Raw genomic sequence first — 24,891 nt, 5'->3', positions numbered from 1 at the left:
CATGGTGTGGATCTTCGGCAGGACGCGGGCCGGTGGTGCCGTTGGCGGAGATACCGCGTCTAGGATGAACCAAGGACCGTGTGGAAGGAACCCCAGTGAGTACGAATGCCAGGAACACCAGGCCCGGGGCGCACCTGGAGCCGCTGGATGCCATTGACGAGCGCCTCCTGGCGGCCCTCGTGGCAGATGCCCGGATCTCCAACAAGCAGCTCGCCGAAATGGTGGGGATTGCGCCCTCCACCGCTTTGATGCGCACCCGGGCCCTGTCCGAGCGTGGCATTGTCCAGGGCTATGAGGCAAAACTGAGCCTGTCTGCCATCGGCAGGTCAGTGCAGGCCCTGGTGGCCGTACGGCTCCGCGCCCATGACCGGGACCAGATTGACCGCTTCACTGCCCGCGTGCCGCACCTGCCCGCCGTGCTGTCCACCTTCCACACCTCAGGTTCCGTGGACTACCTGCTGCACATCGCCGTCGGAAGCACCGAAGACCTGCGGGACTGGGTCCTGGACAATCTGGCGACCGACCCCGTGGTGGGGCACACCGAAACCACACTGGTTTTCGAACACATCCAGGGCAACCACGGCCCGCTTCCGGACTAGTTCATCCCCGGACAGGGCGCCTGCATCAGGCGCCGGCCCACTGCTTTGCCTGCCGGGTTAACGAGGCGGTGAGCGTGGCGGCGGACAGGGCGAGTGCCGCCACCCCGCACAGAAGGACGAAGCCCTGCACGGCCGCTGCCATGCCGAACACGGCACTGGCCCAGCCCAGGCCCAGCACCGGCACCGCGCTTCCCAGGTACGTAATGACGTAGACGGTGCTGATGATCTGCGCGTGACGGGCCGGCTCAACCCTGGCTGCCACGTCATTGAAGACGGTCCGGAACGCAATGCCCTGCCCCAGGCCGGCGGTCACGGCAGCGGCAACCAGCAGCATTGGGCTGTGCCAGGCGCCGGCGGCACCGAGCAGCATGACGGAGACTCCGAGGACAGCCAGCCCGGCGGGAACGGCCAGGCGGCCCCGCAGGGTCACCAGCTGGCTCAGGGCCGACGCCCCCAGGGGCAGGCCCGCCAGCACGCCAATCAGCGGCCGGGAGTCCGTGCCCAGGACCTGCGCGAAGTAGCCCGGAGCCAGTGAGAGCGAGAAGCCAAACACGGCAAAGCTCAGGAAGCCGACGCCGGACGCCAGCCAGAAAGCACCCCTCGCCTGGCGGGAAACGGAAGGGCGCCGCGGAGCCAGGGCGTGCAGCGGCCGGGACACTGCCGGCACCATAATGGCCGGGCGTGCGCGGATCAGGTACAGCGGCACCAGGAGTGCGGCAAGCAGCAGCGAGTGGACGATGTAGGGAGCGGTGGTGGCGCCGGGAAGCAGCGAGAGCAGCCCGCCGATGACCGGGCCCGCCGCCACTCCCCCGGAGGATGCCAGGAGGGTAAAGCGTGATGCCCATTCCGGCCGGGACGGGAGCAGTTCGCGCAGGGCCGCCGCGCTGGCGCCCGTGGCAAGCGCAACCGCGGTTCCCTGCAGCGCACGTCCGGCACACAGGGCAACCAGCGTGCCGGCTTCGGCGAAGATCCAGCCACCCGCCAGGCCGGCGAGGACAGCAACCAGGAGTGCGGCGCGGCGGCCGATATGGTCCGACCAATGCCCGGCCAGCAGCAGCGTCCCCACCAGCGCCAGGACATAGCTGGCGAACGCCGCCGTTACCTCGAGGCTGGACAACCCCAGGTTGGCCTGCAGCAGGGGGTACAGCGGCGTGGCAAGGTTGGCGCCCACAAGGAGCATGAAGATGACCGCCCCCGAAATCACCAGCCTGGCCGTAGTGGTGGCATTCCACCCGGCAGGGGCCGCTGCCGGGCGCATGCGCAGTTCGCTGAAGACCGTCATGGTGCCGCCTTAGGGTCGCCGCGGCAGGTTGTCCTTGTGGGAGCCCGGCACGGATACAACTGTGATGGTTCAACAGTGCGGCACCGCTGCTACTTATCGCCTGGTTTGAAGGGATAATTGATCAAAATCATCAAGTTATGGATCCCTGAGTGATGGAGAGTGACGATCTTGAACAAGTTGGACCCCACGGACCTGAAGATCCTCCTGGCCCTGATCCGGGATCCGCGGATCCAGATCGGCGAGCTCAGCGAGTCCCTTGGCATCGCCCGCAATACGGCCCAGTCGCGGGTGCGCCGCCTGCTGCGTACCGGGGTGCTGCGTCCGGGCGGACGCGAGGTTGACCTGGAGGCCGTGGGCTACGACGTGGTGGCTTTCGTTACCATCGAGGTCTCGCACCGGGAACTCGACGGCGTGGTGGCAGCGCTGCGGCTTATCCCTCAGGTCCTTGAAGTCCATGAGATCTCAGGCCGCGGCGATGTCTGGTGCCGGGTGGTGGCCACGGACACCCACAATCTCCAGTCGTCCCTCCGGCAGGTCCTGAGGATCAAGGGCGTCATCAGGACCGAGACCGTTCTCGCCCTGCACACCCACATCCCATACCGGACCGAGCCCCTCATCAGCGGCCTCAGCAGTGCCTCAGTTCCGGCGGCTAGGATTTCCTGAATGACCATCATCGATAACGCCGTCTACGTCAACGGCGTCCGCCACGCTGAGCCCGACAGTCTTGAGCAGACCTTTGAGACCCTGTCCCGGCATGGCGGGATGGCATGGATTGGTCTTTACCGGCCAACAGCTGAGGAAATGGCTGCGGTGGCCACCGAATTCGGGCTGCACGCCCTTGCCGTGGAGGATGCTGTATCCGCCCACCAGAGGCCCAAACTGGAGCGTTACGACGACAACCTGTTCACCGTCCTGCGGCCGGCCCGGTACGTGGATGCCAATGAAACAGTGGAGTTCGGCGAACTGCACGTCTTCACCGGGAAGAACTTCGTGGTGACGGTACGGCATGCCGAGACCGCAGGTGTCGCCCGGGTGCGGCAGCGGCTGGAAGGACGGCCGGACCTCCTCAAGCATGGGCCCGAAGCTGTGCTCTATGCCCTGCTGGACCGGGTGGTGGACGACTACGCGCCGGTGGTGGCGGGGCTGGAAAACGACATTGACGAGATTGAGGACCAGCTGTTCAGCGGCGATTCCTCGGTGTCCCGACGCATTTACGAACTGGCGCGGGAAGTCATCCAGTTTCAGCGGGCCATCCATCCGCTGCCGGAAATGCTGGACCAGTTGAAGCGGGGGTTTGAAAAGTACCAGGTGGAAAGCGAACTGCGGCACAGCCTGCGCGACGTGGAAGACCACGTTGAGCGGGTGATCTCCCGGGCGGACTCGTTCCGGGATTTGCTGCAGAACGCGTTGACCCTGGACGGGACACTCACCGCAAACAGGCAGAACGAAGCCAGCGCCGAGCAAAACGAACAGGTCAAGAAGATCTCGTCCTGGGCGGCCATCCTCTTTGCGCCTTCGTTTGTGGCGGGCATCTACGGGATGAACTTCGACAACATGCCCGAACTCCATTGGTCCTTCGGCTATCCCCTGGCGCTGGTCCTCATGGTGGCAGCAGGGGGCCTGATGTACGGCATCTTCAAGAAGAAGGGCTGGCTCTAGGGATTGTGGCCAGGGCAGTCTTTCCGGTTGCCAGCGCCACCCGTGCGTTGCCCGCGGCGTGCACCAGGAGGGAAACCACCAGGAAGGCGATGAGCACCTGCCCGGTGGCTGCCAGCACTCTCAGCCAGCCGCCGTCGAGCGTTGGGTCGAGGAAGTCGTAGACGTACCACCCATCGAGCCCACCGCGCATCCATGAGAAGGCAAGGAAAGCCACGGGGTAGCCCAGCCAGGCAAGCGGCCGCCACCAGGGACCGCGGACCGTCCGGGTGACAAGGATCCAGTCAAGGGCTGCCAGCAGCGGGGCCAGGCGGTGATGGGCAACCTGCGGCCAGTACAAATCCCAGGTCCACCATGGCTCTTCCGGTGGAGCCACAAGCACGATGTAGATGATGCCCGTCATGACCAGGTACAGGACCAGCGCGCCGAACATCTGGTCCCACCACAGTGGCAGCCGGGTGCGCCGCCGCGCCCCTGAAATGATCAGGACAACCCCGAACACGAGATTCCCCTGCACGGTGAATTCCGAATACAGCTGCGGAATGTCCACGTCATTGCCGGGCAGGGTGGCGTCGACGGTCTTCTGGATGATTGCAGCGAGGACGATAAACCCCACGAGGAGCCGGATGGCGCGGATCCATGGGCGGTCGGGGTGCAGGGCACGGTTGAACGCGAAGTTCCGCCGGACCGGCGGAGCCAGTACTGGGAGGCGGCCATCCTTCTCGGTGAGGCTCATGGAGCAAGCGTCATGCCGGATGTGGGAAAAAGACAGGGTCCTTCGGCAGTAACGCGGGCACCGCCTGCCGGGCCAGTGACAACCTGTTCGGCAGGCGGTTGTTGGTCAGGCGTTGGTTCTGCGCTTCAGCCAGCCCCATACGCCGGTTGCGACGAAGAGGACCAGGCCGATAATAGCGAGCCAGATAAGGCCCTTCACCACGAACCCGACGATGGACAGGATGAGCCAGATGACAAGAAGTCCGATGATGATTCCCATGGGCCCACTCTAAGCGGGCCGGGCTGGAATGGATGGGCATCAACCAGCGTTTCGCGGGCCCGCCTGCAGTTCGGGAGACACAAACCCCTGTGGCTTTTAGTGGCTGGCCGACAGTACAGTGCCGGCCCGCTCACCGACCTTGCCCTCGGCGGTGATACCGAAGATTTCCAGCCGGACGTCCTTATCCCGTTGGATGTCTGTAAGCGTGAGGGAGCGCGCCGCCTTTTCAACCCTCCCAACCGGGAATCCGTTGACCGCCACGGCCCACGAATCCACGGCTGAGTCACTCGACTCCCAGCTGACTTTCACTTCTGAGCCGTCGGCAGAGATCACCTCGGCCCTGACGTTGGATGGCGGCGCGAGGGGGATCCCGTTGGGACCGGCGCCCCCGATATGGACTGGAGTCTTCAAGGTGTGGGTACTCCTCCCGGCGACTCCTCTTGCTCGACGCCGGCAGCGGTGGAGGCCGGCGCCGGGCTGCCGGGGGCCTGCGTCCGGTCGGCGTGGCGAGTGGATGGGGCGGGTTGGGCCGGTCCTGCATTCGGTGCACACCCTGCAACCAACATCAGCGATGCCGCTGCCATGGTCCATCCCGTTGTCCTGCCCGATACCATGAACTCCCCCAATGATCGCTGCCGTTGCAGCCGAACCTACGCGGATCTGAGCGAATAATCCCGCGAAGGGCGCCTTCGTACACAGGATAAGCGCGGGAAAAGTATCCTTCCACGCATTGGATGGCGGGTATGTCCCCGGGGCCGGGGTGACGGCCTTTGCGTAGGCAACCGCGGCTGTCAGGGGTGTGCGTTGACCATCTTCGAACGGATAAAATCCTGGTCCTCGCGGGAAACCAACGCCTGGCCGTGCTGCCCGGTCGCAAGGTCCTCTCCACACTCCTTGGAGATTAACGAGGTGATAGTCCGGGGGAGCATTTGGCATCCAGGATTATCGAGCAGCCACTTCTGCGTGGCGTGGTCAAGGTTGTCCCAGCGATCTTTGAGGTTCATAAGCTGATGCAGTCTCCGTGATTGAGGCCCCAATGGCGCGCGCCCCTTTGCCCGCACCAATGACCCAGTCAACTGGAACCCTGGCCCGGCCGACAGGGACTAAAGTCCCGGCTCCTGATGTGGTGCCGCTGCGATTCCTTGTGTTCCTGCCTAGGCTGTCCATCGTGAGGGTTTCGAAGACCGATATGCTCGCCGGGCTGCCGGCCGAGCTGGCCCGCGCCATCGTACGGAAGTTCCGCAGCCGGCAGATGGAGCCTTGAGGTCCCCCACCAGTTCCTCGAAGTTGTCCATTGTCAGGAGCCTATGTCCCACTGTTGTCAGGAGATGTAGGAGCCGCCCGGGCTCCAGTGGATGATGCCGCCCTGGTAGTTCTGGGCAACACTCCCGTCATCTCCCGTGGCATACTCGTCGCTTGTCGGGTAGCCCAGGCGTCCCGATTCGAATCCTGTGGAGGCCCAGATGGAGCGGATGCCGCCGACGGACATGTGAGCTCCGGAGGCGGGCGACCAGATGATGGCGCCGCCCTGGTAGTTCTGGTAGACGCCGCCGTCGCGAAGCCCTCCGACTTCGTCGGTGACCGGGTATCCCAGTCGGCCGCCCTCAAACCCGGAGGCCGCCCATTCGCCGCGGATAGCTCCTGTTGAGATGTGCGCTCCCGTGGTTGACGACCAGATGATGGCTCCGCCCTGATAATTCTGGTAGACGCCGCCATCGCGGAGGCCACCGACCTCGTTCGTTACGGGGTAGCCCAGGCGGCCGTTCTCGAAACCCGTGGCTGCCCAGAGGGCGCGGATGGACCCGACCGAGACTTGCGCTCCGGTGGCTGGTGACCAGATGATGGCTCCGCCCTGGTAGTTCTGATACACGCCCCCATCCCGCAGCCCAGCGACTTCATCGGTCACCGGGTACCCGAGGCCACCGCTCTCAAATCCGGTCCCTGCCCAGACGCCGCGGATCACGCCGGTTGAGGTGTGCGCCCCCGACGCCGGCGAGTAGAGGATGCAGCCGTGCTCGAAGCACTGGTAGCCGCCGTTGTCCCTGAGCCCGTAGACCTCACCGGTGGTAGCCGCCCCAAGGGCGCCATTCAGGGACGCTGCCTTGACGGCAATCGGCGTCTGCGGGGCCGGAAAGACGACCGCCGCAGAGGCATCGATCAGGCCGGCGCCGCAGCCTCCTGAGCAGGGTCCTGGAAGGGGCCTGGCCGTTGCCTTGAGCTTCGCTTCGATCCTGGCTGGTGTCAGGGAGGCGTCAGCGGCCTTCATCAGGGCGCCAACTGAAGCCGCCATCGGCGAGGCCATCGACGTACCCATCAGGTAGCCGTAGGCCTCTGCGCCGGGGAGGGTTGTTCCGGCGTTGTAGGTGGAGAGGATCCCGGCTCCTGTGTCGCCTCCCGGGGCCACAACGTCGATCGCGGTACCGAAATTTGAGTACGAAGCCCTGGCCCCGGTCTGGCTGGATGCGCCGACCGTGATGACGTTGTTGCAGTTGGCCGGTGCATTGTTTGCGGCGGGCTGGTTCTCGTTTCCGGCAGCCACGAAAACAGAGGAGCCGCGGCCCACGGCGCCGTCAATGGCAGCCTGCAGGGTGGACGGGCAGGCAGACGTTCCGCCGACGCTCAGGTTGATGGTTTTCGCGGGGTTGGCGTTGGCGGGAACGCCGCTGACGGCTCCTCCGGAAGCCCATGTGATGCCGTCAGACACGTCCGAGAGGTAGCCGCCGCAGTCACCAAGTGCGCGTATCGGCTCGATCTTCACGCCGGGAGCCGCGCCGCTGACTCCCTCAGCGTTATTGGCGACGGCGGCGATGATCCCTGCGACGTGGGTTCCGTGCCAGGAAGAGTTGGTGGATGAGGTTGAACCGCAGGCACCTGGGGCCTGGTAGTCGCCCGGGTCGGAGGCGTCTGCGTCCCTGCCGTCGCCGTCACCTGAAGACGTCACGTCGGCGATCATGTCGTAGCCCGCAATGACGTTCGTGTTGAGATCGCTGTGCGCCGTGATGCCAGTGTCGATCACCGCCACGATTTGCCCGGCCCCCGTGGTTTTATCCCAGACCGACGGGACCCGGATCCCGACGCTGGGATCGGACAAAGCCCACTGCTTGGAGTAGTAGGTGTCGTTGGGTGTGAACGACGGATGCATGAGGACGTCGGGCTCCACAGATGCAACCGTGTCATCCGCGGCGATGCTTTCCAGCACGCGCCGGGACTCCTCCACGGAGAGCTTACGGCCTGCTTTGACCACCTTGGCATCACTGGCCGTGGCTTTGACCTCCCTGACGCTGATGGCGGCAGCGCTGGAAACCTTCGCGTAGGTCTTCTCCCGTTCTGCGGTGCTGCCGGCGACGGAGGGCTTGAAGTTCACGATGAACTGGTCGGTGGGCAGCTGGGCGTCCGGCGATTTCGCTGCTGTCGAGGGGCCGGGCAGGACCGGCTTGTCTGCTGCCCCGGCGGCCGGCGCAATGGCAGAGCCGGCAACCATGGCGGCCAGGACCAACCCTATGGCCCTGTTGTACGTGTGTCCTTTGGTCATGCCAGTCCTCATGCGCAGATTCACTTCCGTTGGCCTCCCAGATCCACCAGCGAGCTTACTAAGGCTTGTACCCGATTTCAGGGCTACATAAGCAGCAGCTGCCCTGCGCGCAGGGTTAGGTTCTGGTGCGCCCCGCGTTCTGCGTCAACTCGGCCAGCTATTCCCAGTAGCAACTTCCAATTCGATCTGGACACTAACGCTCAGCATACTTACCTTTAATTCGTGACCGTGATGTGCTGCTGGCCCTCATCGGACCGGCGGCGAGGGCGCATGCCAAAGGAACGGAAAGCAACATAAAGGAGAGCATCATGCCCAAAGTACGTGACATCATGACCGGCGGCGTTGAATGCATCGGGGAAAACGAAACGCTGGAGGCCGCCGCCCGGAAGATGAAGGATCTGGACGTTGGAGCCCTGCCGATCTGCGGTGAGGACAACCGGCTCAAGGGCATGGTTACTGACCGCGACATCGTCATCAAGTGCTTCGCCGAGGGTGGTGACCCGCGCACGGCAAAGGCCGGCGACTTTGGTCAAGGCAAGCCGGTGACTGTCGGAGCGGATGACTCAATCGAAGAAGCCATCAGGACAATGCAGGATCACCAGGTTCGCCGGCTGCCGGTTATCGACGGGCACGATCTGGTCGGCATCCTTACCCAGGCAGATGTCGCCAGGAACTACCCGGAAGACCGGGTTGGGGAACTCGTCGAGCTCATCTCGTTCTACTAAGCCCTGCGAAGCGCAGCTGCAACAAGGAAGACCACCCGGAGTTGATCCCAGGCCTCTTTACGACGCAAAGACCCTTACAAATTGTGGAGCTAAGGAGATTCGAACTCCTGACCTCTTCGATGCGAACGAAGCGCCCTACCAACTGAGCTATAGCCCCGGAAGCGGCCGCAACCTGCACTGTGCTCCAGGATGCCGAACCGGTGTCCCTAGGCTACAAATTTTCCCGGCCCAATGCCAATTGGCGCACTGGCCGGCCGCCCGGAAGATGCGGGCCGCCGTCGGGCCTTATGCGCGGCGGCGCTGAAGAACGTCGTCGAGGTTGCTCAGGGCACTCTGCACCTTGGCCAACTGCTGGTCGCTCAACTGCTGCGCTTCCGCGGCCTCTGCTGCCTGGACGCCGGCAGCCCCCTTCTTCAGTGACGGCTTGCCAAGCGCTTTGGGCGCGTCAGGAAGTTCCAGCGGCTGGGGCTCAGGGCGCTTCGCCTTGGCGGCCTCCACGTAAACGGGCTTGGGGACTTCCACAGGCTCCCAGGGGGTTCCCGCGGGAGCGGCCGAAGCCGCCTGTGCAGCACTGGCGTCGCCGGCAGCCACAGCGACGGCGAGGGCTGCTTCGCGGAGCTCAACAGCCGTCAGCCGCTTGATCTTGGCCTCCCCTGCCTCGGCGTCGAAAAGCGGGCTCTCCGGCCGGGCCGGCGCAGCCTCGGGCTTCGGCGGAATAGCTTCACCCATTTCCGGACGGCGTGCAGGCGCACTCATGGCGGAGCGGAAGGCCGCATCGACTTTTGCTTTACGGTCCCGGACGGCGAGGAAACGCAGCAACGCCACCGAGCCAACGGTCAGCACGGTGCACAGGAGCGGAAGGGCAGCCGTACCAATGCCGAACGCTGCCAGGACACCTGAGATGAAAGCAGTGACCAGGGAGAGCAGCCCCACAAGGGCCAGCGCGGTCCGCCCATAGCGGATGCGGAACTGGGCCGGAGGTGGTGTGCTGGCAGTGCCGGCACCTGATGCCGGGCTCTTCCTGGATTCCATGGCTTTCTCCTGCTGGGTGGCGACATTCAAGACCAGGCCGGTGGGCGGTTCCGGCCCCTCCTCGGCGGGGGCGTCTGCCCGGAATTCGCCGGCGGGCTGGAACTGGTGCCTGCGGTTCCGGAGGACGTAAGGGGCAACCCAAACAATCCAGAGCGCGACGGCAACCACAAGGATCACTGAGCTGCTAAGGGGGAAGTCCACACTCAAAACCGTATGAGCATCATGGCTGCTCAGGCCGCATTACCGGCGGTGTGTCGTCCCGCCGGCGGCAAACCGTTGGATTTATGACCGGCGCGAGGCCAACCAGGGCCTCAGCAGGCCCTCCGGGACTTCTTCGGCGGTAAGTGCGAACGAACGGTGGTCCGCCCACTGGCCATTAATGTGCAGGAAACGGGGCCGGTACCCTTCGTCCCGGAACCCCAACTTCTCCACCACCCGCAGGCTGGGTCCGTTTTCAGGCCGGATGTTGATTTCCATCCGGTGCAGGCCAAGGGCGCGGAAGCAGTGGTCGGTCACCAGCGCCACCGACGTTGGTGCTATCCCGCGTCCCGCCCGCGCCTGGTCGACCCAATACCCAAGAGTTGCCATCATGGCCGAACCCCAGACAATCGAGGACACCGTCAGCTGGCCCACAATGGCAGGGCTCCTGAGGCCCGGACTCCACTCGGTTATAAGGAAGGGAAGCGCCGTGGCCTGGGCGGCCTGCACTTTGAGCGACCGGACCATATGCCGGTAATCGGGCAGCCCGCCGGACGGGTCCGGGTTGGAGGCCTCCCAAGGCTGCAGCCACTCGCTGTTCCGCGAGCGCACCTCCATCCATTCCTGTTTGTCGCGGTACCTGATTGGCCGCAGGACAAGGTCGCCGCACTCCAGCGTGACCGGCCAGATAGGACCACTGCGCACGGCGTTACCGGGAAAGGTCCGCGGTGAAACCTGGCAGCCACTCCCGCAGGCCCGGGCCCAGGTCGTCGCTGTCGATGGCGAGCTGTATGCAGGCCTTGAGGTAGCTGAGTTTGTCGCCGGTGTCGTAGCGCCGTCCCCGGAACACGACGCCGTACACGCCATGCCCCGCCCCGTCACCGGAGGCGAGTTCCTGGAGGGCATCCGTCAACTGGATCTCCCCACCCCGCCCCGGCTCTGTGTGCTCAAGGACCTCGAACACGGCTGGGTGCAGGACGTAGCGCCCAATCAGGGCCAGGTTGGACGGCGCTTCCTCTGGGGAAGGCTTCTCCACCAGGCGGTTGACGCGGACGTAATCTTCGCCGTCGATCTCCTGGATGTCAGCGCATCCGTAGGCGCTGATCTGTGAGGGTTCCACTTCAATGAGGGCGACGACGGACCCTCCCGTTTTCGCCTGTACGTCGATCATGGTGCTGAGCAGTTCGTCGCGGGCGTCAATCAGGTCATCGCCCAGCAGGACGGCGAAGGCTTCGTCACCTACGTGCTGTTTTGCGCGGAGCACCGCATGGCCCAGACCGTGGGGGTCGCCTTGCCGGACGTAGTGGATGTCGCCAAGCTGGCTGGCGGCCTGGATGGCAGCAAGCTTCTCCGTGTCCCCTTTGTCCTGGAGGGTGGACTCAAGGGACGGAACGCGGTCAAAGTGGTCTTCCAAGGCCCGCTTGTTCCGGCCCGTAATCATCAGAACGTCATGGAGGCCCACGTGGACGGCTTCCTCCACCACATACTGGATGGCAGGCTTGTCAACGACGGGAAGCATTTCCTTGGGCATGGCTTTGGTGGCAGGCAGGAACCTGGTGCCCAGGCCCGCGGCGGGAATGACGGCTTTGCGGACTCTGGGGTTACTGGTGTTCACCGGACTAATCTAACGTCAGTCAAGCATTTCAGTAACCACCGGCGCGGCAGGCACGCATGAGGGGCCTGAAAATCCGCCGGAACACGGCATCGCAGGAAGGACACCATGCTGCAGGAGACCGACGCGGTCAAGGACCATATCAGGGCGACGCACCGGCGACGGCGGGCAGCCCTGACGCCGGAGCAGTTGGAAGCGGCCGGGGCGGCGCTGGCTGCCCATGGGGAAGCATGGGCAAGGACGGTCACCGGGGACCGCCCCGGGATTGCCTGCGTGTACCTGGGCGTGGGACATGAACCGCCCACCCTGCCCCTGATCAACGCCCTGCATCACAGCGGGCACCAGGTGCTGCTTCCCGTGTGCGAGCCCGGCCGGGAGTTGAGCTGGGTGTTTTGGACGCCTGACACCGGCTTCGAACGGAGCAAATACGCGCCAATACTGGAACCCGCAGGGCAGCGGCACGGGCCGGACACAGCGGGCGGTGCAACGATGCTTTTCATTCCGGCTACCGCGGTGGACCTCGACGGCAACAGGATAGGCCAGGGCGGCGGGTACTACGACAAGTTCCTGGGGCACCTTGCCACGGCAGGGAAGGAAATTCCACTGGCCGCTGTTATCTACGACGATGAACTGCTGCCCGCCGGCCGGATTCCGGCCGAGGAGTTCGACCGACCGGTCCCGGCCGTCCTGGCTCCGTCCGGTTACCGGCCTCTGGCGGGCAGCGCCTAAGCCCAGGCCATCCGGACGCAGTGATAGAATTAGCACTCAGGCCCTGCGACTGCTAACGGTTTACCCACGGCAGCACGGGACCTCTCGTTTGCCCAAGAGGAGGAGCACCAGTGCCAACATATGCTTACGCCTGCAAGGATTGCGGCCACGCCTTCGACATTGTCCAGTCGTTCTCGGACAGCAGCCTGACGTCCTGCCCTGAATGCCAGGGCACGCTGCGCAAGAAGTTCAACAGCGTCGGTGTCGTCTTCAAGGGCTCTGGCTTCTACCGCACCGACTCGCGCGATTCCAAGGGCAGCTCCGTCTCTCCCGCACCGGCCGCGGCTCCGGCAGCGCCTGCTGCCGCCCCGGCCGCTTCGGCGCCGGCAGCTGCTGCCGCCAGCTAAGCAACAAGGTCTTTACGACGGCGGCCGGCAGCTTCCCAAGCGGCTTCAAGCAGCGTCCGGCCGCCGTTGTCCACATAGCAGCCGTCGTGGCTCCCGTGACGCCGTGGCTGCAATTAGCGTGGGCGCATGCCCATACTCCCCCGCCGTCGCCGTGACGGCCTCTGGTTTCCCGGGACCGTCCGCAATGCCGGCCGCGCACACCACACTGGTCGCGGGCCCGGAAACCGCAACCGCCCCCTGCATTCCCGGTTTGCCAGCTGGCTAAGCCGCAACCGGCGGCTCGCGGCGGCCCTGCTTCTATGTGCAGCTGCAGCAATCGCCGTCCAGCAGCTCACTCCTGCCCCGCTAGCCACCGTAACTGCGCTGGCCGCTGCCCGGGACCTGCCCGCCGGAACCGCTGTCACGGCAGCGGATCTGGACCGCGTCCAGGTGCCTCCCGGGATGGTGGCCGATGGCTTCCTCCAGGACGGCGCCGCAGCCACGGGCAAACAGCTAGCGGCTCCTCTGCGGAAGGGCCAGCTCCTCACAGATGCCCAGTTGCTGGGCCCCGGGCTCCTGGCAGGGACGCCGCCCGGTTCGGCGGCGGTTCCCCTGCGCATGGCGGATGCCTCGTCCATCCAGCTGGTTTCCCCCGGCCAGTTGGTCAACGTGGTGCTGACCTCGGCCAACGGGTTCGACCAGCAGGGCCCCTCTGAGGTGCTGGCGTCGGCCGTCCCCGTGCTGTGGACTTCGAACAAGGGCGGCCAGACCGGACAATGGCTGGGCACCACGGAGACGGATGGACTGATCGTGGTGGCAGCCACAGCGGAACAGTCATCACGCCTGGCCGGGGCGTCCACCCAAGGCAGGTTGTTCTTCGTCCTGGTGGGGCAGCCCTGATCCGGGACGCGGCTGGAATGCGGTGGTCAGCCCCAGTGCGGCGGCTTCTGTTCCTTCAGCCAGGTGTCGTGGTCGTCTTCCCGGTCGCCCCAGCTGCGGGCGTCGTCCTCCGCCGCCTTGCTGGGGAGAATCTCATCGGTACCACCCGATGCTGCCTTGGTGGCGGCGGGATCAGCGGGAACAGCAGCTCCTGCTCCGGTCCCCGTCTTGTCCTGGTTGTCGTTCCCGGCCTGTTCTTCGTTGCCGCTCCGGCTGTCGTGCCGGGCCTGGTTGTCGTCCCCGGTCTGGTCGTTGTTTCCGGCCTGGTGGTTTTCGTTCTGGCGCATATCTTCCTCGGGCCTCTCGTCCTTAGGCCTGTCGTCTGTCATCGCTCGCATTTCCCGCGGATCCTGGGCCCGCCTGCCTTGGCTGCCCTCTTCCTGCCGGCGGTTTCCACCATCGCTGTTTCGGCTTCCATCGGCCTCGGATGGCAGGTAGGAGACGCCGGGAGAGGGCGTCCCGTCGATTCCATGGAGCGCGTGGTTGAAGTCGTCGTCCAGGAACCCGGTGGAGGTAGAACTCCGGCCCGGGAGCACCATCTTCTCCAGGCCAAGGTACCCGGCAATGCGGTCGGCGCAGGAGGAGGGGTCGGTGAAGACCTCGATGGTCCACAGCGGCATGTACCGCCATCCCAGGCGTTCGAGCAGTTGCGGCCGCAGCCTGCTGCGCTCACGCACGCTCATGGTGCGGTACTGGGCGGTGCCGTCGGACTCGATGGCCACGGGCCGCGGGATGTCGTGGTCATCCTGGCCCATGGTGTTCAGGGGGTCCGCCGCGGCAACCACGTCAATGGCGCCGTCGTACTGGTGCCAAACCCTGGCGCCACGGGCCCGCAGCCTGTCCCCCAGATCGGCTACCAGCGGATCAGCGCCCAGCGCCTGTTCACTGGCGGCGGCACGGGAGGCGGGAGTGCCCAGATCGGTGTTGCCGGAAATTTCCCGATCCAGCAGCGTGTAGAGGTCCACCGCCCCGTGCGTGAGCCGGGTCTGGTCCAGGTCCTCGGGCCGGAAGCAGGTGAGGACGTGCATGGAACGCCGCGCCCGGGTCATCGCCAGGGCAAATTTCTGGCGGCCGCCCTCGGCGGACAGCGGTCCGAAATTGTGCAGTGCCCGGCCGTGCGGGGTCCGCCCGAATCCCGGCGAGAAAATGACGTGGTCCCGGACCAGTCCCTGGGCGCGTTCCAGGTCCACCACTCGGAAGGACTCCGGGCCGGCGCCAAAGAAACCGGCCAGGCCCGGCTGGTTGGAGAGCTGGAGCCTGATGGATTCACCAATCCTGGCAGCGTGCCGCAGGCTGGCGGTGACCACAGCCAGCGACGTTCGCGGACGGAGGCGGGCGTGTTCGAAGACCAGTTCCACTACCCGGTTGACTTCTGCCACAACGGACTCAACGCCCTCGTGGTCGGCGCTGGGAAGGCCGGTGCCGTCGGGCAGGTATTCCACCAGCAGCGACCGGTCCAGCCCCGTGGCCGACTGGCCCTCAGGCAGCCGGCGCAGGCCGCCGTCGTAAAAGTTCTTGCTGAGCTGGAGGACCAGGTCCTCATCCACTGCTCGGTACACCACGTTGAGCCGCCAGACCGGAAGCACGGCGGAGAGTGCAATGAAGGCACTTTCCACCCGCTGGTGGGCGGACTCTCCCGGTGCCAACCGCTCCACCCCTACGGTGAAGGTCCGTGGCGTGGCAATGCGCGAATCACCGAAGGCAATAACCTGCCGTGCGCGCGCGATTGAGGGCAGGACGGCCTGCAGGGACGTGGCTTCCGCGTCGAGGATTACGACGGCGTCAAAGTGCTGTTCGGCCGGAAGCAGGCCCGTCATCAGGTACGGACTGACTGACCATACCGGAACCAGCGTGCCAATCAGGTCCGGAGCCTGCGCGGTCAGGGACGGCAGGGACACCCGTCCGTCCTTGAGCAGGCTGCGCAGGAGATCGGCCTGGCGCGGCTGGGCGGCGATGGCAGTCCGCCACCGGTCGGCCAGGTCCCACCGCAGGCGCGCGGCGCCGCTGGCGATGTGCGCGTTGTCCGCCAGCCGGTACTCCGCTTCAAGCTGGCGCAGCGCGTCGCCGTCGGACATGGCCAGGTAGTCGTCACCGCTGATCATTGCCTCAAGGGCGGACTGCCACCAGGCCAGCTCCAGCTCGGCGGCGACGGACCCCTCAGGGACTTCGCGTTCGGCGAGATCGGCAAGGAGTTCGCCCAGGCCGTGTTCGCGCATGTTCTCGATGAGGAGTGTTCGTTCGGGCAGGGTCTTGAGCGTATCGGTGTCTGCCACCAGGCGCTCCAGGCGTTCCATCAGCTGCACGTAGGGAACGGTGGACAGCGCCCCGCCGTCTTCCGTGTGCTGCAGCGCCTCGCCCAGCTGTGCCAGCTCCTGGTCCAGGGACCTGTACATGGCGTTCATTTCGGCCAGGCCGGAGGGAACGGCGGGATGCCGCTGGGTGGTGGCGTAGCCCGCCCACAGGGCACGCTGTTCCTGCACCAGCACCAGGGATGAGTGCAGGTCTGCGATGTGGACACCCGGGCGGACGTATTCCTTGGCTACCCGGCGCAGCCTGGAGCGCTGCATGGCCGTCAGCTCGATGCCGCGCTCACGCCGCCAGGCAGCCGGCGCCGTGGCGGAGATCAGGTCCGTCACGGGCCGGTCGAAGATGTCAGGGGTGAACTTGTCCAGGCTTCCGCGGACGGCCACCAGCAGTTCCAGTTGCTCGCCCCACTCCGCGAACGATTCGCCCAAGCGGATTTCGGCGTGCTCCGCAACGGCATCCATGCGGTCCCTTAGGAGGGGAAGGCTCTTGGCGACGGAGCGGACCAGGTCCTGGGCTTCCTCCGTTTCCTTGCGGGTCAACAGCCTCGCTCCGTGCCAGGGGCTGGTGGTGGCCGCTTTGCTGAAGCTGCCCAGTTCCGCGGCGCGCTTGAGCCTGCCGGCCAGTTCCTCGCGGTCCCGGATGCTGTCCAGCACGCTGCGCTTGAGCCTGACGGTGGTGGCCGGCGCAGGATGGATGGAGGTGAGCTCGGCCAGTGACTGCATGGCCTGGTAGGGCGAGCAGCCCCAACGCTCGCGGACGTTGTGGAGCGACGCCACATGGTCCATGAGCGCGTGCCGGTGCTCGACCAGGGTGTTGTGGAGGTTCCCGAGCTGCGGTTCCAGTGACTTTTCGTTGCGCACGATGGCCCGCACCAACTGGCCCTTCAGCTGCTGCGCGGTGACGTTTCCGGTGAGCTGGAACAGGATGGACTCCAGCCCCAGCGACTCAAGCTGTCCGGAGACCTCATTGAGGCTGGCGCGGCGGTCGCCCACCACCAGCACTGTCTTGCCGGCGTCCACCAGGGCCCCGATGGTGTTGATGGCCGTCTGGGTCTGGCCGGTGCCGGGCGGGCTGCTGACCACCAGTGAGTCCCCGGCCCGGGCCGCGTCGATAACGTACTGCTGGTCAGTGTCCGCATCCAGCAGCAGCAGCTCGTCCTTGGGATCCCTGTTGTCCAGGTGGGGGAAACGGGACGGGTCGGGCCCGTCGACGTCCACCACTTCGCCGCCCGCGGCAGTGGCCAGCGCGGACACGACGGGATGGGAGTCGTTGATCCAGGGGTCGTCGAGGTTGCCGGAGAGGTCGGCGAAGGTGGAAACGAGCAGGTTGTGCTGGGTTTCCGCGCCGTGGATGGGCCGGATCAGGGTGGCCAGCCGGTCCAGGACCGGCTGGGGGTCGAACCGGGCGGTGCTGTAGGCGAGCCGCGTGACGGCGTTGACGTCAAAGACGATCCCGTGGATGTTCTTCAGGTGCCGCACCAGGGCAGGGTTGATGTGCGCCTGCTCGGTGAGCTGCAGTTCGAAGTCGTCCTCCCCCGGCCGCACTGTGAGGGAGATGGCGGTCAGCATGACCGGGGCGGACACCCGCTGGGGTTTGCCGCCGACGGCGGATGTCCACACCACGGTGCCCGCGGACAGGTACCCGGCATCGATGCCGCGGTCGTTGGCAAGCTCGAAGATCTTGGACCGGATGTTGCGCGATGCCCGGGCGGCGACCACATATTGCTGCCTGTCGCGGATCAGCGTGGACAGGCGTGTGCGGCGCCCGGCCATGAGCTGGGCCAGCCCGGAGGGGTGCGCCGATGTCAGGTCGACGGAGCCTTCGGGCGTCTTGGTGAAGCGCAGCATCGTGTCCGCGCCGGTGACGGGTTTAAGCCCGGACAGCCATTTACGAAGCTCTTCCGAGCCTTCCGGGTGGCCTTGACCAACTGACACTTCTGCCTTCTTTTCTGCGTTTGCACGTGACGTCCTGGACCATACCGGCATAGATTCGAGAGTAGCCGGTCCGGCGCCGGACTTGAGAGACCGCAACACTGGAGCACGGGAAATTGCCGACGGATTCATCCGGGAAAAGCAGTGGCCGGCCCCCGCTGGCGGAGGCCGGCCACTTAGGATGCTATTCCCATTCGATGGTTCCCGGCGGCTTGCTGGTGACGTCCAGCACCACGCGGTTGACGCCGTCCACCTCGTTGGTGATCCGGCCGGAGATCCGGGCCAGGAGGTCGTAGGGCAGCCGTGACCAGTCCGCTGTCATGGCGTCCTCGGAGGAGACGGGGCGAAGCACGATGGGGTGTCCGTAGGTGCGGCCATCACCCATGACGCCCACGCTGCGGACGTCCGCGAGCAGGACCACGGGCATCTGCCAGACTTCGTTGTCCAGGCCGGCTGCCGTGAGTTCGGCACGTGCGATGGCGTCGGCCTGGCGCAGCAGGTCCAGCCGCTCCTTGGTCACCTCGCCCACAATCCGGATGCCCAGGCCCGGGCCGGGGAACGGCTGGCGGCCAACGATTTCCTGCGGGAGGCCCAGCTGGGCGCCCACCGCGCGGACTTCGTCCTTGAACAGGGCGCGCAGCGGCTCAACCAGTTCGAACTGCAGGTCCTCGGGGAGGCCACCCACATTGTGGTGGCTCTTGATGTTCGCTGCACCTTCGCCGCCGCCGGACTCGACGACGTCGGGGTACAGGGTGCCCTGGACCAGGAACTTGATCTTTTCGCCGTGGGCAGCTGCCTCGGCGATGATGGCGAGTTCGGCTTCTTCGAAGGCGCGGATGAACTCGCGGCCGATGATCTTGCGCTTGGTTTCCGGGTCACTGACGCCGGCCAGGGCCGAGAGGAAGCGTTCCTGTTCGTTGGCGACGTACAGCTTCACGCCGGTGGCTGCCACGAAGTCGCGCTCCACCTGTTCGGCTTCGCCTTCACGCAGCAGGCCGTGGTCCACGAACACACAGGTGAGCTGGTCACCCACGGCGCGCTGGACCAGGGCTGCGGCCACTGCGGAGTCAACGCCGCCGGAGAGGCCGCAGATGACCCGCGCGTCCCCCACCTGCTGGCGGATGCGCTCCACCTGCTCTTCGAGGATGTTGCCGGTGGTCCAGTTGGGCTCGAGCTTGGCGCCCTTGAAGAGGAAGTTCTCCAGCACCTGCTGGCCGTAGGCCGAGTGCTTGACCTCGGGGTGCCACTGAACCCCGTACAGGCACTTTTCCTCATTGGCGAATGCTGCCACCTCGGCGCCGGCCGTGGTGGCCAGGACGTCGAACCCGGCAGGTGCCTCGTGGACCGAGTCGCCGTGGCTCATCCAGGTCTTCTGGTGCTGGGGCATGCCTTCCAGCACCGAGCGGCCGTCACCCACGATGGTGGTCTCGGTGGAGCCGTACTCCCGCAGTCCGGTCTTGTCCACCTTGCCGCCCAGGGCATTGGCCATGGCCTGGAACCCGTAGCAGATGCCAAAGACGGGGACGCCGGCTTCAAAGAGGTCGGCACCCACGCTCGGGGCGCCGTCGGCATAAACGCTCGAGGGTCCCCCGGAAAGGATGATGGCGGCGGGATTCTTGGCCAGGAGCTGCTCGGTGGTGTACGTATGCGGAACCACTTCCGAATACACATTTGCTTCCCGGACGCGGCGGGCAATCAGCTGCGCGTACTGGGCACCGTAATCAACAACCAGCACCGGCTTCTGGGAAGTCTGGGATGCAGTGGGAGTAGTCACCGTAATAGCCTACTTGCCGCCCTTGCACCGGCGCACCTTGAGAGGGCGCGCTGTGACGCAGCAGACGTACGACGGCGGACGGCCGCCGCACACAGGGCCCGGCACCTGAGCGGCTGGAACCGCAGCGGCTAGTACCGCTGCGGCGCCTGGGGGTTGGCGGCCAGTTCGGCCTCCACCTCGGCGTGGAACTTCTTTTCGACAATGAAGGACAGGAACGGCACTACACCGCCAAGGGCCAGCAGGACCAGCTTCAGGAACGGCCAGCGCATCAGGGACCACAACCGGAAGTTGGAGATCAGGTACACGACGTACATCCAGCCGTGCACGATCAGGACCGTGACGGAGATGTTCACGCCGTTGAGCACTCCCGGGGGCTCCGCGTCGGCGAACCCGAAGCCGAACGGCTGGCCCGTCACCGCGTTGGTGCCGCCGGCGAACAGGTACTGCCCGAAGCCGTACCGGGCCACAAGTTCGGCGCACAGCAGGAGCAGCATGGTGCCGGTGAGGTAGGCCATGACCTTGTAGAACTTCAGGGCCGACCGGATCTGGGCCTCGGTACCGCCAAAGCGGCGCTTCTTGCCGGTCTTGCCGCCGGGGGCCTGTGCTGACGGGGTGGCCGGTTTCGGATCAATCATGGCTGTACCTTCTGCTGGTGCTGGTCAGGCTGCGGGTGTGCTGGCTGGTGCGGTTCGTGCCGCTCGTCGCCGTCGGTATCGTCGGCGTCATCGAGGGCTTCTTCGAGGTCCCGGTGGTAGTCGTCCTTGACCAGCCGCCACCAGATGAAGAGGGCAAAGCCGGCGAACACCACCCACTCGATGGAGTAGAAGAGGTTGAGCCAGTTGATGTGCTGTGCCGGCGGCTGGGGGCCGATGTCCAGCGGCAGGAGACTCCCCTGTACTGCGGCGGCACTGACGTCCTGGCCGCCCACCACCTCTGAGGTGGCCGACACGAAGCCCGGATAACTGCTCACGTCCCAGTAGTTGATGAGCTCGGCCACGGACACAGCCGAGGCCTCCCCCGGCTTTGGTGCTTTCCCGGCCACCGGCGCCTCGGAGGGCAGCAGCCGTCCGGTCAGTTCAACAAGGCCCGACGGCGGTGCTGCCGCGTCCTGGGGTTCCGCAACCCATCCGCGTGCCACGGGGATCCAGGTCTGCGGTGTTGCGGCGGCTCCGGTCAGGGTGGGGGCACCGTTCACGGCGAAGGCCGATACCACCCAGTAGCCGCTCTTTCCCTCATGGAGCCGGCCGGGAACCAGGACCTGTTTGTCCGCACTGTACGTTCCCTGCGCAGTGACCATCTGGTCGGCGACGCTGCCGTGGAAGAACTCACCTGGCTGCAGCGTGCTTGTCAACGGCTGGACCTGTTCGGTGGCCGGGTTGACTGGCACTTCGGGTTGGGTGGAGCGGCCGAACTGCCACTGGCTGAGCAGCACGAAGACCCCGGAGAGCGCGATCGCGAAGATAAAGCCTGCGATCCATCGGGGCTTGAGGGCTGTTTTCCACACGTCTTAACCGTACTTCGTACTCTTGTAGAACAACTAAACGCCCGGGATGCCCGGACCCGGAAAGAGGCGGCCGGGCGGGCCCGGTGGTCGGGGCGGGCCTAGTGGTCGAAGAACACCAGGCTGGAGTTGATCAGTTCGGCGATGACTTCGGCGTCATACGCCCGCCGGAGCGATTCCCGGAACGACTCCTTGGACAGCGACCGTGCCAGGGTGGCCAGCACTTCCAGGTGGTCCGAGAAGGAACTGGCGGGGGTGGCTATCAGCAGGATGACCGTGGCGGGCCCGTCCGCGGCGCCGAAGTCCAGGGCATGGCCGTACTTGGCGATGCCCACCGCGATGGAGGTTTGGGAGACGAACTCGCTGCGCGCGTGCGGGAGCCCAATGCCGCCCGGGAGTCCCGTGGCGAGTTGGTGCTCCCGGGCATTGACGTTCTTCAGGAACCCGTCAAGATCCGAAATCCGCCCGGCAGCGTGCAACCGTTCCGCCAGCTGGTTGGTGGCGTCGGTCTTGTCCTTCGCCTCCATTTCCAGGATCACCATGTCGGCAGTGGTGAGGTGGGCGTCATACGGGTCCAGTGGTTCCGCCAAGGCGTATCCCTTCAGTCAGCAGTGCGGGGCGAACGAGCCCCTCAGCGCAAGGGCACGATGTCTTCCGCGCCCAGGCGGGCGGCGTCTGCGGATTCGTCGTCCGGCTGTTGCTGGCTGAGGCGTTCGGCTTCCACCCGGGCAATGTAGTGGCGGATCTCGTTTTCACGCTGCGCGTCACTCCAGCCAAGGACGTCACCCATCAGTTTAGCGACAACGGGGGCAGCGGACACGCCGCGGTCCCAGGCCTCGATGGAGATCCGGGTGCGCCGGGTCAGGACGTCCTGGACGTGGCGGGCACCTTCATGGCTTGCGGCGTAGACGGCCTCGGCCTGCAGGTAGTCGTCGGCTCCCGGGAGGGGCTCGGCCAGTTCCGGGTTCTGCTCGATGATGGCCAGCACCTCGGGCGTCATCGATCCGTACCTGTTGAGCAGGTGTTCGATTCTTGCCACGTGGACCCCGGATTCCTCAGCGGTACGGTTCCGGCGGTTCCAGGCCGCCCGGAAGCCGCTGGCGCCCAGCAGCGGGATTGTCTCGGTGCAGCTCGGCGGGACCCGCTCGTCCATGGTGCGTGTCGCCTCGTCCACCGCGTCCTTGGCCATGACCCGGTACGTGGTCCACTTGCCGCCTGCCACCACCACCAGGCCGGGGACCGGGTGCGCCACCACGTGCTCGCGGGACAGCTTGGCCGTGGAGTCGTTTTCGCCGGCCAGCAGCGGCCGGAGCCCGGCATACACGCCTTCCACATCCTCCCTGGTCAAGGGACGTTTCAGCACCTGGTTGACGTGCTCCAGGACGTAGTCGATGTCCTTGCTCGAGGCAGCCGGGTGCGCCTTGTCCAGGTGCCAGTCGGTGTCGGTGGTGCCAATGATCCAGTGGCGTCCCCATGGGATGACGAAAAGCACCGACTTTTCCGTGCGCAGGATCAGGCCCACGGTGGACTGGAAGCGGTCGCGGGGAACCACCAGGTGGATGCCCTTGGAGGCCCGGACCTTCAGCTGGCCCCGGTCGGTCACCATGGCTTGGGTTTCGTCCGTCCAGACTCCGGTGGCGTTGATGACCTGCTTGGCGCGGATGCCGAACTGCGTCCCGTCCTCGCGGTTTTCCACCTTGGCTCCGACCACCCGTTCGCCCTCCCGCAGGAAGTCCACCACGGCCATTTGGTTCACGGCATGGGCCCCGTAGTAGGCGGCGGTCCGGACCAGGTTTGCGACGTATTTCGCGTCATCCACCTGGCCGTCGTAGTACCTGATGGAGCCGACGAAGGCGTCGTTCTTCAGGCTGGGGGCGGCCCGCAGGGTGCCGCGCTTGCTCAGGTGTTTGTGGAACGGGACCCCGCGGCTGTGTCCGCTGGAGATGGACATGGCGTCATACAGTGCGATGCCCGCCCCGACGTAGGGCCGCTCGATGAACGGTTTGGTCAGTGGATACAGGAAGGGCACCGGCCGGGCCAGGTGCGGGGCGAGTTCAGAGAGCAGCAGCCCGCGTTCCTGCAGGGCCTCCTTGACCAGGGCGAAGTCGAGCATCTCCAGGTAGCGCAGGCCGCCGTGGATGAGTTTCGAAGACCGCGACGACGTGCCGGCAGCCCAGTCGCTTGCCTCGACGATGCCGACGCTCAGGCCCCGGGTTACCGCGTCCAATGCGGCTCCCGCGCCCACGATGCCGCCGCCCACAATCAGGATGTCCAGTTCCTGGCCGGGTTCGGTGGTGGCGCGCAACCGCTGGATGGATGCTTCCCTGGCTTCGGGGCCAAGGACCCCGCCGTTTGCAGGAACACTCTTCATTGAACGCCTCCAGTGCCTCTAGTGCCGGTAGTAAACCCACACTACTTGCTGGAAGCGTGCTTTGGGCAGGGCGGCAGGTGCCCGCCCTGCCCTGCGTCTCAGTTGCCTGCGTAAGGCGATACGACGACGTCGACCCGCTGGAATTCCTTCAGGTCCGAATAGCCGGTGGTCGCCATCGAGCGCCGCAGCGCACCAATAAGGTTGGACGTTCCGTTCGTGTGGTGGCCGGGTCCGAAGAGGACCTCCTCCAACGGCCCCACGGTGCCGACGTTGGCGCGGTCACCGCGCGGCAGTTCCGTGTGGTGCGCCTCCTGGCCCCAGTGCCAGCCCTTGCCGGGCGCCTCTTCGGCGCGGGCCAGCGCGCTGCCCAGCATGACGGCGTCGGCGCCCATGGCAATTGCCTTGACGATGTCACCCGAGGTGCCCATGCCGCCGTCGGCAATGACGTGCACGTAGCGCCCGCCGGACTCGTCCATGTAATCCCGGCGGGCGGCAGCGACGTCGGAAATGGCGGACGCCATGGGCGAGTGGATGCCCAGCGCGCGGCGCGTAGTGGTGGTTGCGCCGCCGCCGAAGCCCACCAGCACGCCTGCCGCGCCGGTGCGCATGAGGTGCAGCGCCGGGGTGTAGCCCGCCGCGCCGCCGACGATGACGGGGACGTCGAGTTCGTAGATGAACTGCTTGAGGTTCAGCGGCTCGTGGTCCTTGGAGACGTGCTCGGCGGATACGGTGGTGCCGCGGATGACGAAGATGTCCACGCCGGCAGCCACCACGGTCTTGTAGTGCTCCTGGGTGCGCTGCGGGGTCAGGGAACCGGCAACGGTGACACCTGCCTCCCGGATCTCGGCCAGGCGGGACGTGATGAGTTCGGGCTGGATGGGGGCCTGGTAGAGCTCCTGCATCCGGCCGGTGACGGCAGGGCTGTTGGTCTCGTCCTGGAGCGCGCCGATCTCATCGAGGATGGGCTGCGGGTCCTCGTAGCGGGTCCAGAGGCCCTCCAGGTCAAGGACGCCCAGGCCGCCGAGCTTGCCCAGCGCGATGGCCGTCGCCGGCGACATGGCGGAGTCCATCGGGGCGGCGATCACCGGCATGTCGAACTGGTACGCGTCGATCTGCCAGGAGACGGAGACGTCCTTGGGGTCGCGGGTGCGACGGTTGGGGACGATTGCAATGTCATCCAGGGAGTAGGCACGACGCCCACGCTTGCCACGGCCGATCTCGATCTCATAAGTCACTGCTCTAGGTTATCCCAGCAGTTCCGCTGGCCGGGCCGGGACTGGGACGCGTCATCCGGGACGCCGGACCGTCACGCGCTGGCAGACCTCTGCATCGCACCAGGGCACG

23 protein-coding genes and 1 tRNA gene are annotated in these 24,891 nt (G+C 65.9%); 7 read left to right on the top strand and 17 right to left on the bottom strand.

What is annotated here, in order from left to right:
* Positions 1-95: 95 nt before the first annotated feature.
* Positions 96-599: an Lrp/AsnC family transcriptional regulator gene (locus tag ACR65K_RS02525; protein WP_026265760.1), complete on the top strand. Its 504-nt coding sequence runs from the start codon at positions 96-98 to the stop codon at positions 597-599.
* 25 nt (positions 600-624) lie between these two features.
* Here the strand turns inward: ACR65K_RS02525 and ACR65K_RS02520 are convergent, their stop codons facing one another.
* Positions 625-1,881, bottom strand: a complete 1,257-nt coding sequence (locus ACR65K_RS02520; protein ID WP_440151219.1) for an MFS transporter — start codon at positions 1,879-1,881, stop codon at positions 625-627.
* 168 nt (positions 1,882-2,049) lie between these two features.
* On the opposite strand from ACR65K_RS02520, the gene ACR65K_RS02515 reads away from it, so the two are divergent.
* On the top strand, positions 2,050-2,544 hold the full coding sequence (locus ACR65K_RS02515; protein ID WP_440151218.1) for an Lrp/AsnC family transcriptional regulator: 495 nt from the start codon (positions 2,050-2,052) through the stop codon (positions 2,542-2,544).
* A complete protein-coding gene (gene corA, locus ACR65K_RS02510; protein ID WP_440151217.1) occupies positions 2,545-3,540 on the top strand; it encodes a magnesium/cobalt transporter CorA in 996 nt (331 codons plus the stop codon).
* Here corA and ACR65K_RS02505 read toward each other — a convergent pair.
* The 5 genes from ACR65K_RS02505 to ACR65K_RS02485 all read right to left on the bottom strand — a co-directional run bounded on the left by ACR65K_RS02505 (position 3,518) and on the right by ACR65K_RS02485 (position 8,063).
* Complete coding sequence (locus ACR65K_RS02505; RefSeq protein WP_440151216.1) at positions 3,518-4,273, bottom strand: Pr6Pr family membrane protein; 756 nt, start codon at positions 4,271-4,273, stop codon at positions 3,518-3,520. The genes corA and ACR65K_RS02505 overlap by 23 nt on opposite strands.
* A gap of 105 nt (positions 4,274-4,378) precedes the next feature.
* Positions 4,379-4,531 carry an LPXTG cell wall anchor domain-containing protein gene (locus ACR65K_RS02500; protein ID WP_110541234.1) on the bottom strand — a complete coding sequence of 51 codons (153 nt, stop codon included), beginning with the start codon at positions 4,529-4,531 and terminating at the stop codon, positions 4,379-4,381.
* Positions 4,532-4,627: 96 nt separating this feature from the next.
* Positions 4,628-4,942: a hypothetical protein gene (locus tag ACR65K_RS02495; protein ID WP_440151215.1), complete on the bottom strand. Its 315-nt coding sequence runs from the start codon at positions 4,940-4,942 to the stop codon at positions 4,628-4,630.
* A gap of 380 nt (positions 4,943-5,322) precedes the next feature.
* Positions 5,323-5,535 (bottom strand): hypothetical protein, encoded by a 213-nt coding sequence (locus tag ACR65K_RS02490; protein ID WP_056334514.1) that lies wholly within the window; start codon positions 5,533-5,535, stop codon positions 5,323-5,325.
* 317 nt (positions 5,536-5,852) lie between these two features.
* Entirely contained in the window at positions 5,853-8,063 is a 2,211-nt protein-coding gene (locus ACR65K_RS02485; RefSeq protein ID WP_440151214.1) for a S8 family serine peptidase, read from the bottom strand.
* A gap of 308 nt (positions 8,064-8,371) precedes the next feature.
* Between ACR65K_RS02485 and ACR65K_RS02480 the strand changes: the two genes are divergently transcribed.
* Positions 8,372-8,788, top strand: coding sequence for a CBS domain-containing protein (locus tag ACR65K_RS02480; RefSeq protein WP_307088911.1), 417 nt, complete (start codon positions 8,372-8,374; stop codon positions 8,786-8,788).
* Positions 8,789-8,872: 84 nt separating this feature from the next.
* Here the strand turns inward: ACR65K_RS02480 and ACR65K_RS02475 are convergent.
* The 4 genes from ACR65K_RS02475 to galU all read right to left on the bottom strand — a co-directional run bounded on the left by ACR65K_RS02475 (position 8,873) and on the right by galU (position 11,633).
* Positions 8,873-8,945, bottom strand: a tRNA-Ala gene (locus ACR65K_RS02475).
* A 128-nt stretch (positions 8,946-9,073) separates the two neighbouring features.
* Entirely contained in the window at positions 9,074-9,997 is a 924-nt protein-coding gene (locus ACR65K_RS02470) for a hypothetical protein (protein WP_440151460.1), read from the bottom strand.
* Between the two features lie 105 nt (positions 9,998-10,102).
* Positions 10,103-10,723, bottom strand: coding sequence for a GNAT family N-acetyltransferase (locus tag ACR65K_RS02465; protein ID WP_440151213.1), 621 nt, complete (start codon positions 10,721-10,723; stop codon positions 10,103-10,105).
* 4 nt (positions 10,724-10,727) lie between these two features.
* A complete protein-coding gene (galU, locus tag ACR65K_RS02460; RefSeq protein WP_056334504.1) occupies positions 10,728-11,633 on the bottom strand; it encodes a UTP--glucose-1-phosphate uridylyltransferase GalU in 906 nt (301 codons plus the stop codon).
* A 105-nt stretch (positions 11,634-11,738) separates the two neighbouring features.
* Here galU and ACR65K_RS02455 point away from each other — a divergent pair, with 105 nt between their 5' ends.
* The 3 genes from ACR65K_RS02455 (at position 11,739) to ACR65K_RS02445 (ending at position 13,624) form a co-directional block, all read left to right on the top strand.
* Positions 11,739-12,359, top strand: coding sequence for a 5-formyltetrahydrofolate cyclo-ligase (locus tag ACR65K_RS02455; protein WP_440151212.1), 621 nt, complete (start codon positions 11,739-11,741; stop codon positions 12,357-12,359).
* A gap of 110 nt (positions 12,360-12,469) precedes the next feature.
* Complete coding sequence (locus ACR65K_RS02450; protein WP_056334497.1) at positions 12,470-12,745, top strand: FmdB family zinc ribbon protein; 276 nt, start codon at positions 12,470-12,472, stop codon at positions 12,743-12,745.
* A gap of 126 nt (positions 12,746-12,871) precedes the next feature.
* Complete coding sequence (locus ACR65K_RS02445; protein WP_440151211.1) at positions 12,872-13,624, top strand: RcpC/CpaB family pilus assembly protein; 753 nt, start codon at positions 12,872-12,874, stop codon at positions 13,622-13,624.
* 26 nt (positions 13,625-13,650) lie between these two features.
* Here the strand turns inward: ACR65K_RS02445 and ACR65K_RS02440 are convergent, their stop codons facing one another.
* The 7 genes from ACR65K_RS02440 to ACR65K_RS02410 all read right to left on the bottom strand — a co-directional run bounded on the left by ACR65K_RS02440 (position 13,651) and on the right by ACR65K_RS02410 (position 24,782).
* Positions 13,651-17,955: an AAA family ATPase gene (locus tag ACR65K_RS02440; RefSeq protein WP_440151210.1), complete on the bottom strand. Its 4,305-nt coding sequence runs from the start codon at positions 17,953-17,955 to the stop codon at positions 13,651-13,653.
* 130 nt (positions 17,956-18,085) lie between these two features.
* Positions 18,086-19,675, bottom strand: a complete 1,590-nt coding sequence (gene guaA / locus ACR65K_RS02435; protein ID WP_440151209.1) for a glutamine-hydrolyzing GMP synthase — start codon at positions 19,673-19,675, stop codon at positions 18,086-18,088.
* Between the two features lie 128 nt (positions 19,676-19,803).
* Positions 19,804-20,310 (bottom strand): DUF3817 domain-containing protein, encoded by a 507-nt coding sequence (locus tag ACR65K_RS02430; RefSeq protein ID WP_056334490.1) that lies wholly within the window; start codon positions 20,308-20,310, stop codon positions 19,804-19,806.
* The gene (locus ACR65K_RS02425; protein WP_440151208.1) at positions 20,307-21,179 is read right to left on the bottom strand and encodes an SURF1 family protein; all 873 of its coding nucleotides are present in this window, start codon (positions 21,177-21,179) and stop codon (positions 20,307-20,309) included. The genes ACR65K_RS02430 and ACR65K_RS02425 overlap by 4 nt, the downstream gene beginning before the upstream one ends.
* Positions 21,180-21,277: 98 nt before the next feature.
* Positions 21,278-21,766 carry a PTS sugar transporter subunit IIA gene (locus tag ACR65K_RS02420; protein ID WP_018769223.1) on the bottom strand — a complete coding sequence of 163 codons (489 nt, stop codon included), beginning with the start codon at positions 21,764-21,766 and terminating at the stop codon, positions 21,278-21,280.
* 41 nt (positions 21,767-21,807) lie between these two features.
* On the bottom strand, positions 21,808-23,547 hold the full coding sequence (locus tag ACR65K_RS02415) for a glycerol-3-phosphate dehydrogenase/oxidase (protein WP_056334484.1): 1,740 nt from the start codon (positions 23,545-23,547) through the stop codon (positions 21,808-21,810).
* A gap of 98 nt (positions 23,548-23,645) precedes the next feature.
* Positions 23,646-24,782: a GuaB3 family IMP dehydrogenase-related protein gene (locus tag ACR65K_RS02410; RefSeq protein WP_056334481.1), complete on the bottom strand. Its 1,137-nt coding sequence runs from the start codon at positions 24,780-24,782 to the stop codon at positions 23,646-23,648.
* Positions 24,783-24,891 lie beyond the last annotated feature (109 nt).

Source organism: Arthrobacter sp. SAFR-179 (genome assembly GCF_059414945.1).
The sequence above is the reverse complement of the archived record's forward strand: the minus strand, read 5'-3'. Positions and strand labels throughout refer to the sequence as shown.

Bases quoted from the DNA above. Each gene is read 5' to 3' on its own strand.
- ACR65K_RS02520 (WP_440151219.1), bottom strand. From the start codon at position 1,881: ATGACGGTCTTCAGCGAACTGCGCATGCGCCCGGCAGCGGCCCCTGCC.
- corA (WP_440151217.1), top strand. From the start codon at position 2,545: ATGACCATCATCGATAACGCCGTCTACGTCAACGGCGTCCGCCACGCT.
- ACR65K_RS02505 (WP_440151216.1), bottom strand. From the start codon at position 4,273: ATGAGCCTCACCGAGAAGGATGGCCGCCTCCCAGTACTGGCTCCGCCG.
- ACR65K_RS02500 (WP_110541234.1), bottom strand. From the start codon at position 4,531: ATGGGAATCATCATCGGACTTCTTGTCATCTGGCTCATCCTGTCCATC.
- ACR65K_RS02490 (WP_056334514.1), bottom strand. From the start codon at position 5,535: ATGAACCTCAAAGATCGCTGGGACAACCTTGACCACGCCACGCAGAAG.
- ACR65K_RS02485 (WP_440151214.1), bottom strand. From the start codon at position 8,063: ATGACCAAAGGACACACGTACAACAGGGCCATAGGGTTGGTCCTGGCC.
- ACR65K_RS02480 (WP_307088911.1), top strand. From the start codon at position 8,372: ATGCCCAAAGTACGTGACATCATGACCGGCGGCGTTGAATGCATCGGG.
- ACR65K_RS02455 (WP_440151212.1), top strand. From the start codon at position 11,739: ATGCTGCAGGAGACCGACGCGGTCAAGGACCATATCAGGGCGACGCAC.
- ACR65K_RS02445 (WP_440151211.1), top strand. From the start codon at position 12,872: ATGCCCATACTCCCCCGCCGTCGCCGTGACGGCCTCTGGTTTCCCGGG.
- ACR65K_RS02440 (WP_440151210.1), bottom strand. From the start codon at position 17,955: ATGCCGGTATGGTCCAGGACGTCACGTGCAAACGCAGAAAAGAAGGCA.
- ACR65K_RS02430 (WP_056334490.1), bottom strand. From the start codon at position 20,310: ATGATTGATCCGAAACCGGCCACCCCGTCAGCACAGGCCCCCGGCGGC.
- ACR65K_RS02415 (WP_056334484.1), bottom strand. From the start codon at position 23,547: ATGAAGAGTGTTCCTGCAAACGGCGGGGTCCTTGGCCCCGAAGCCAGG.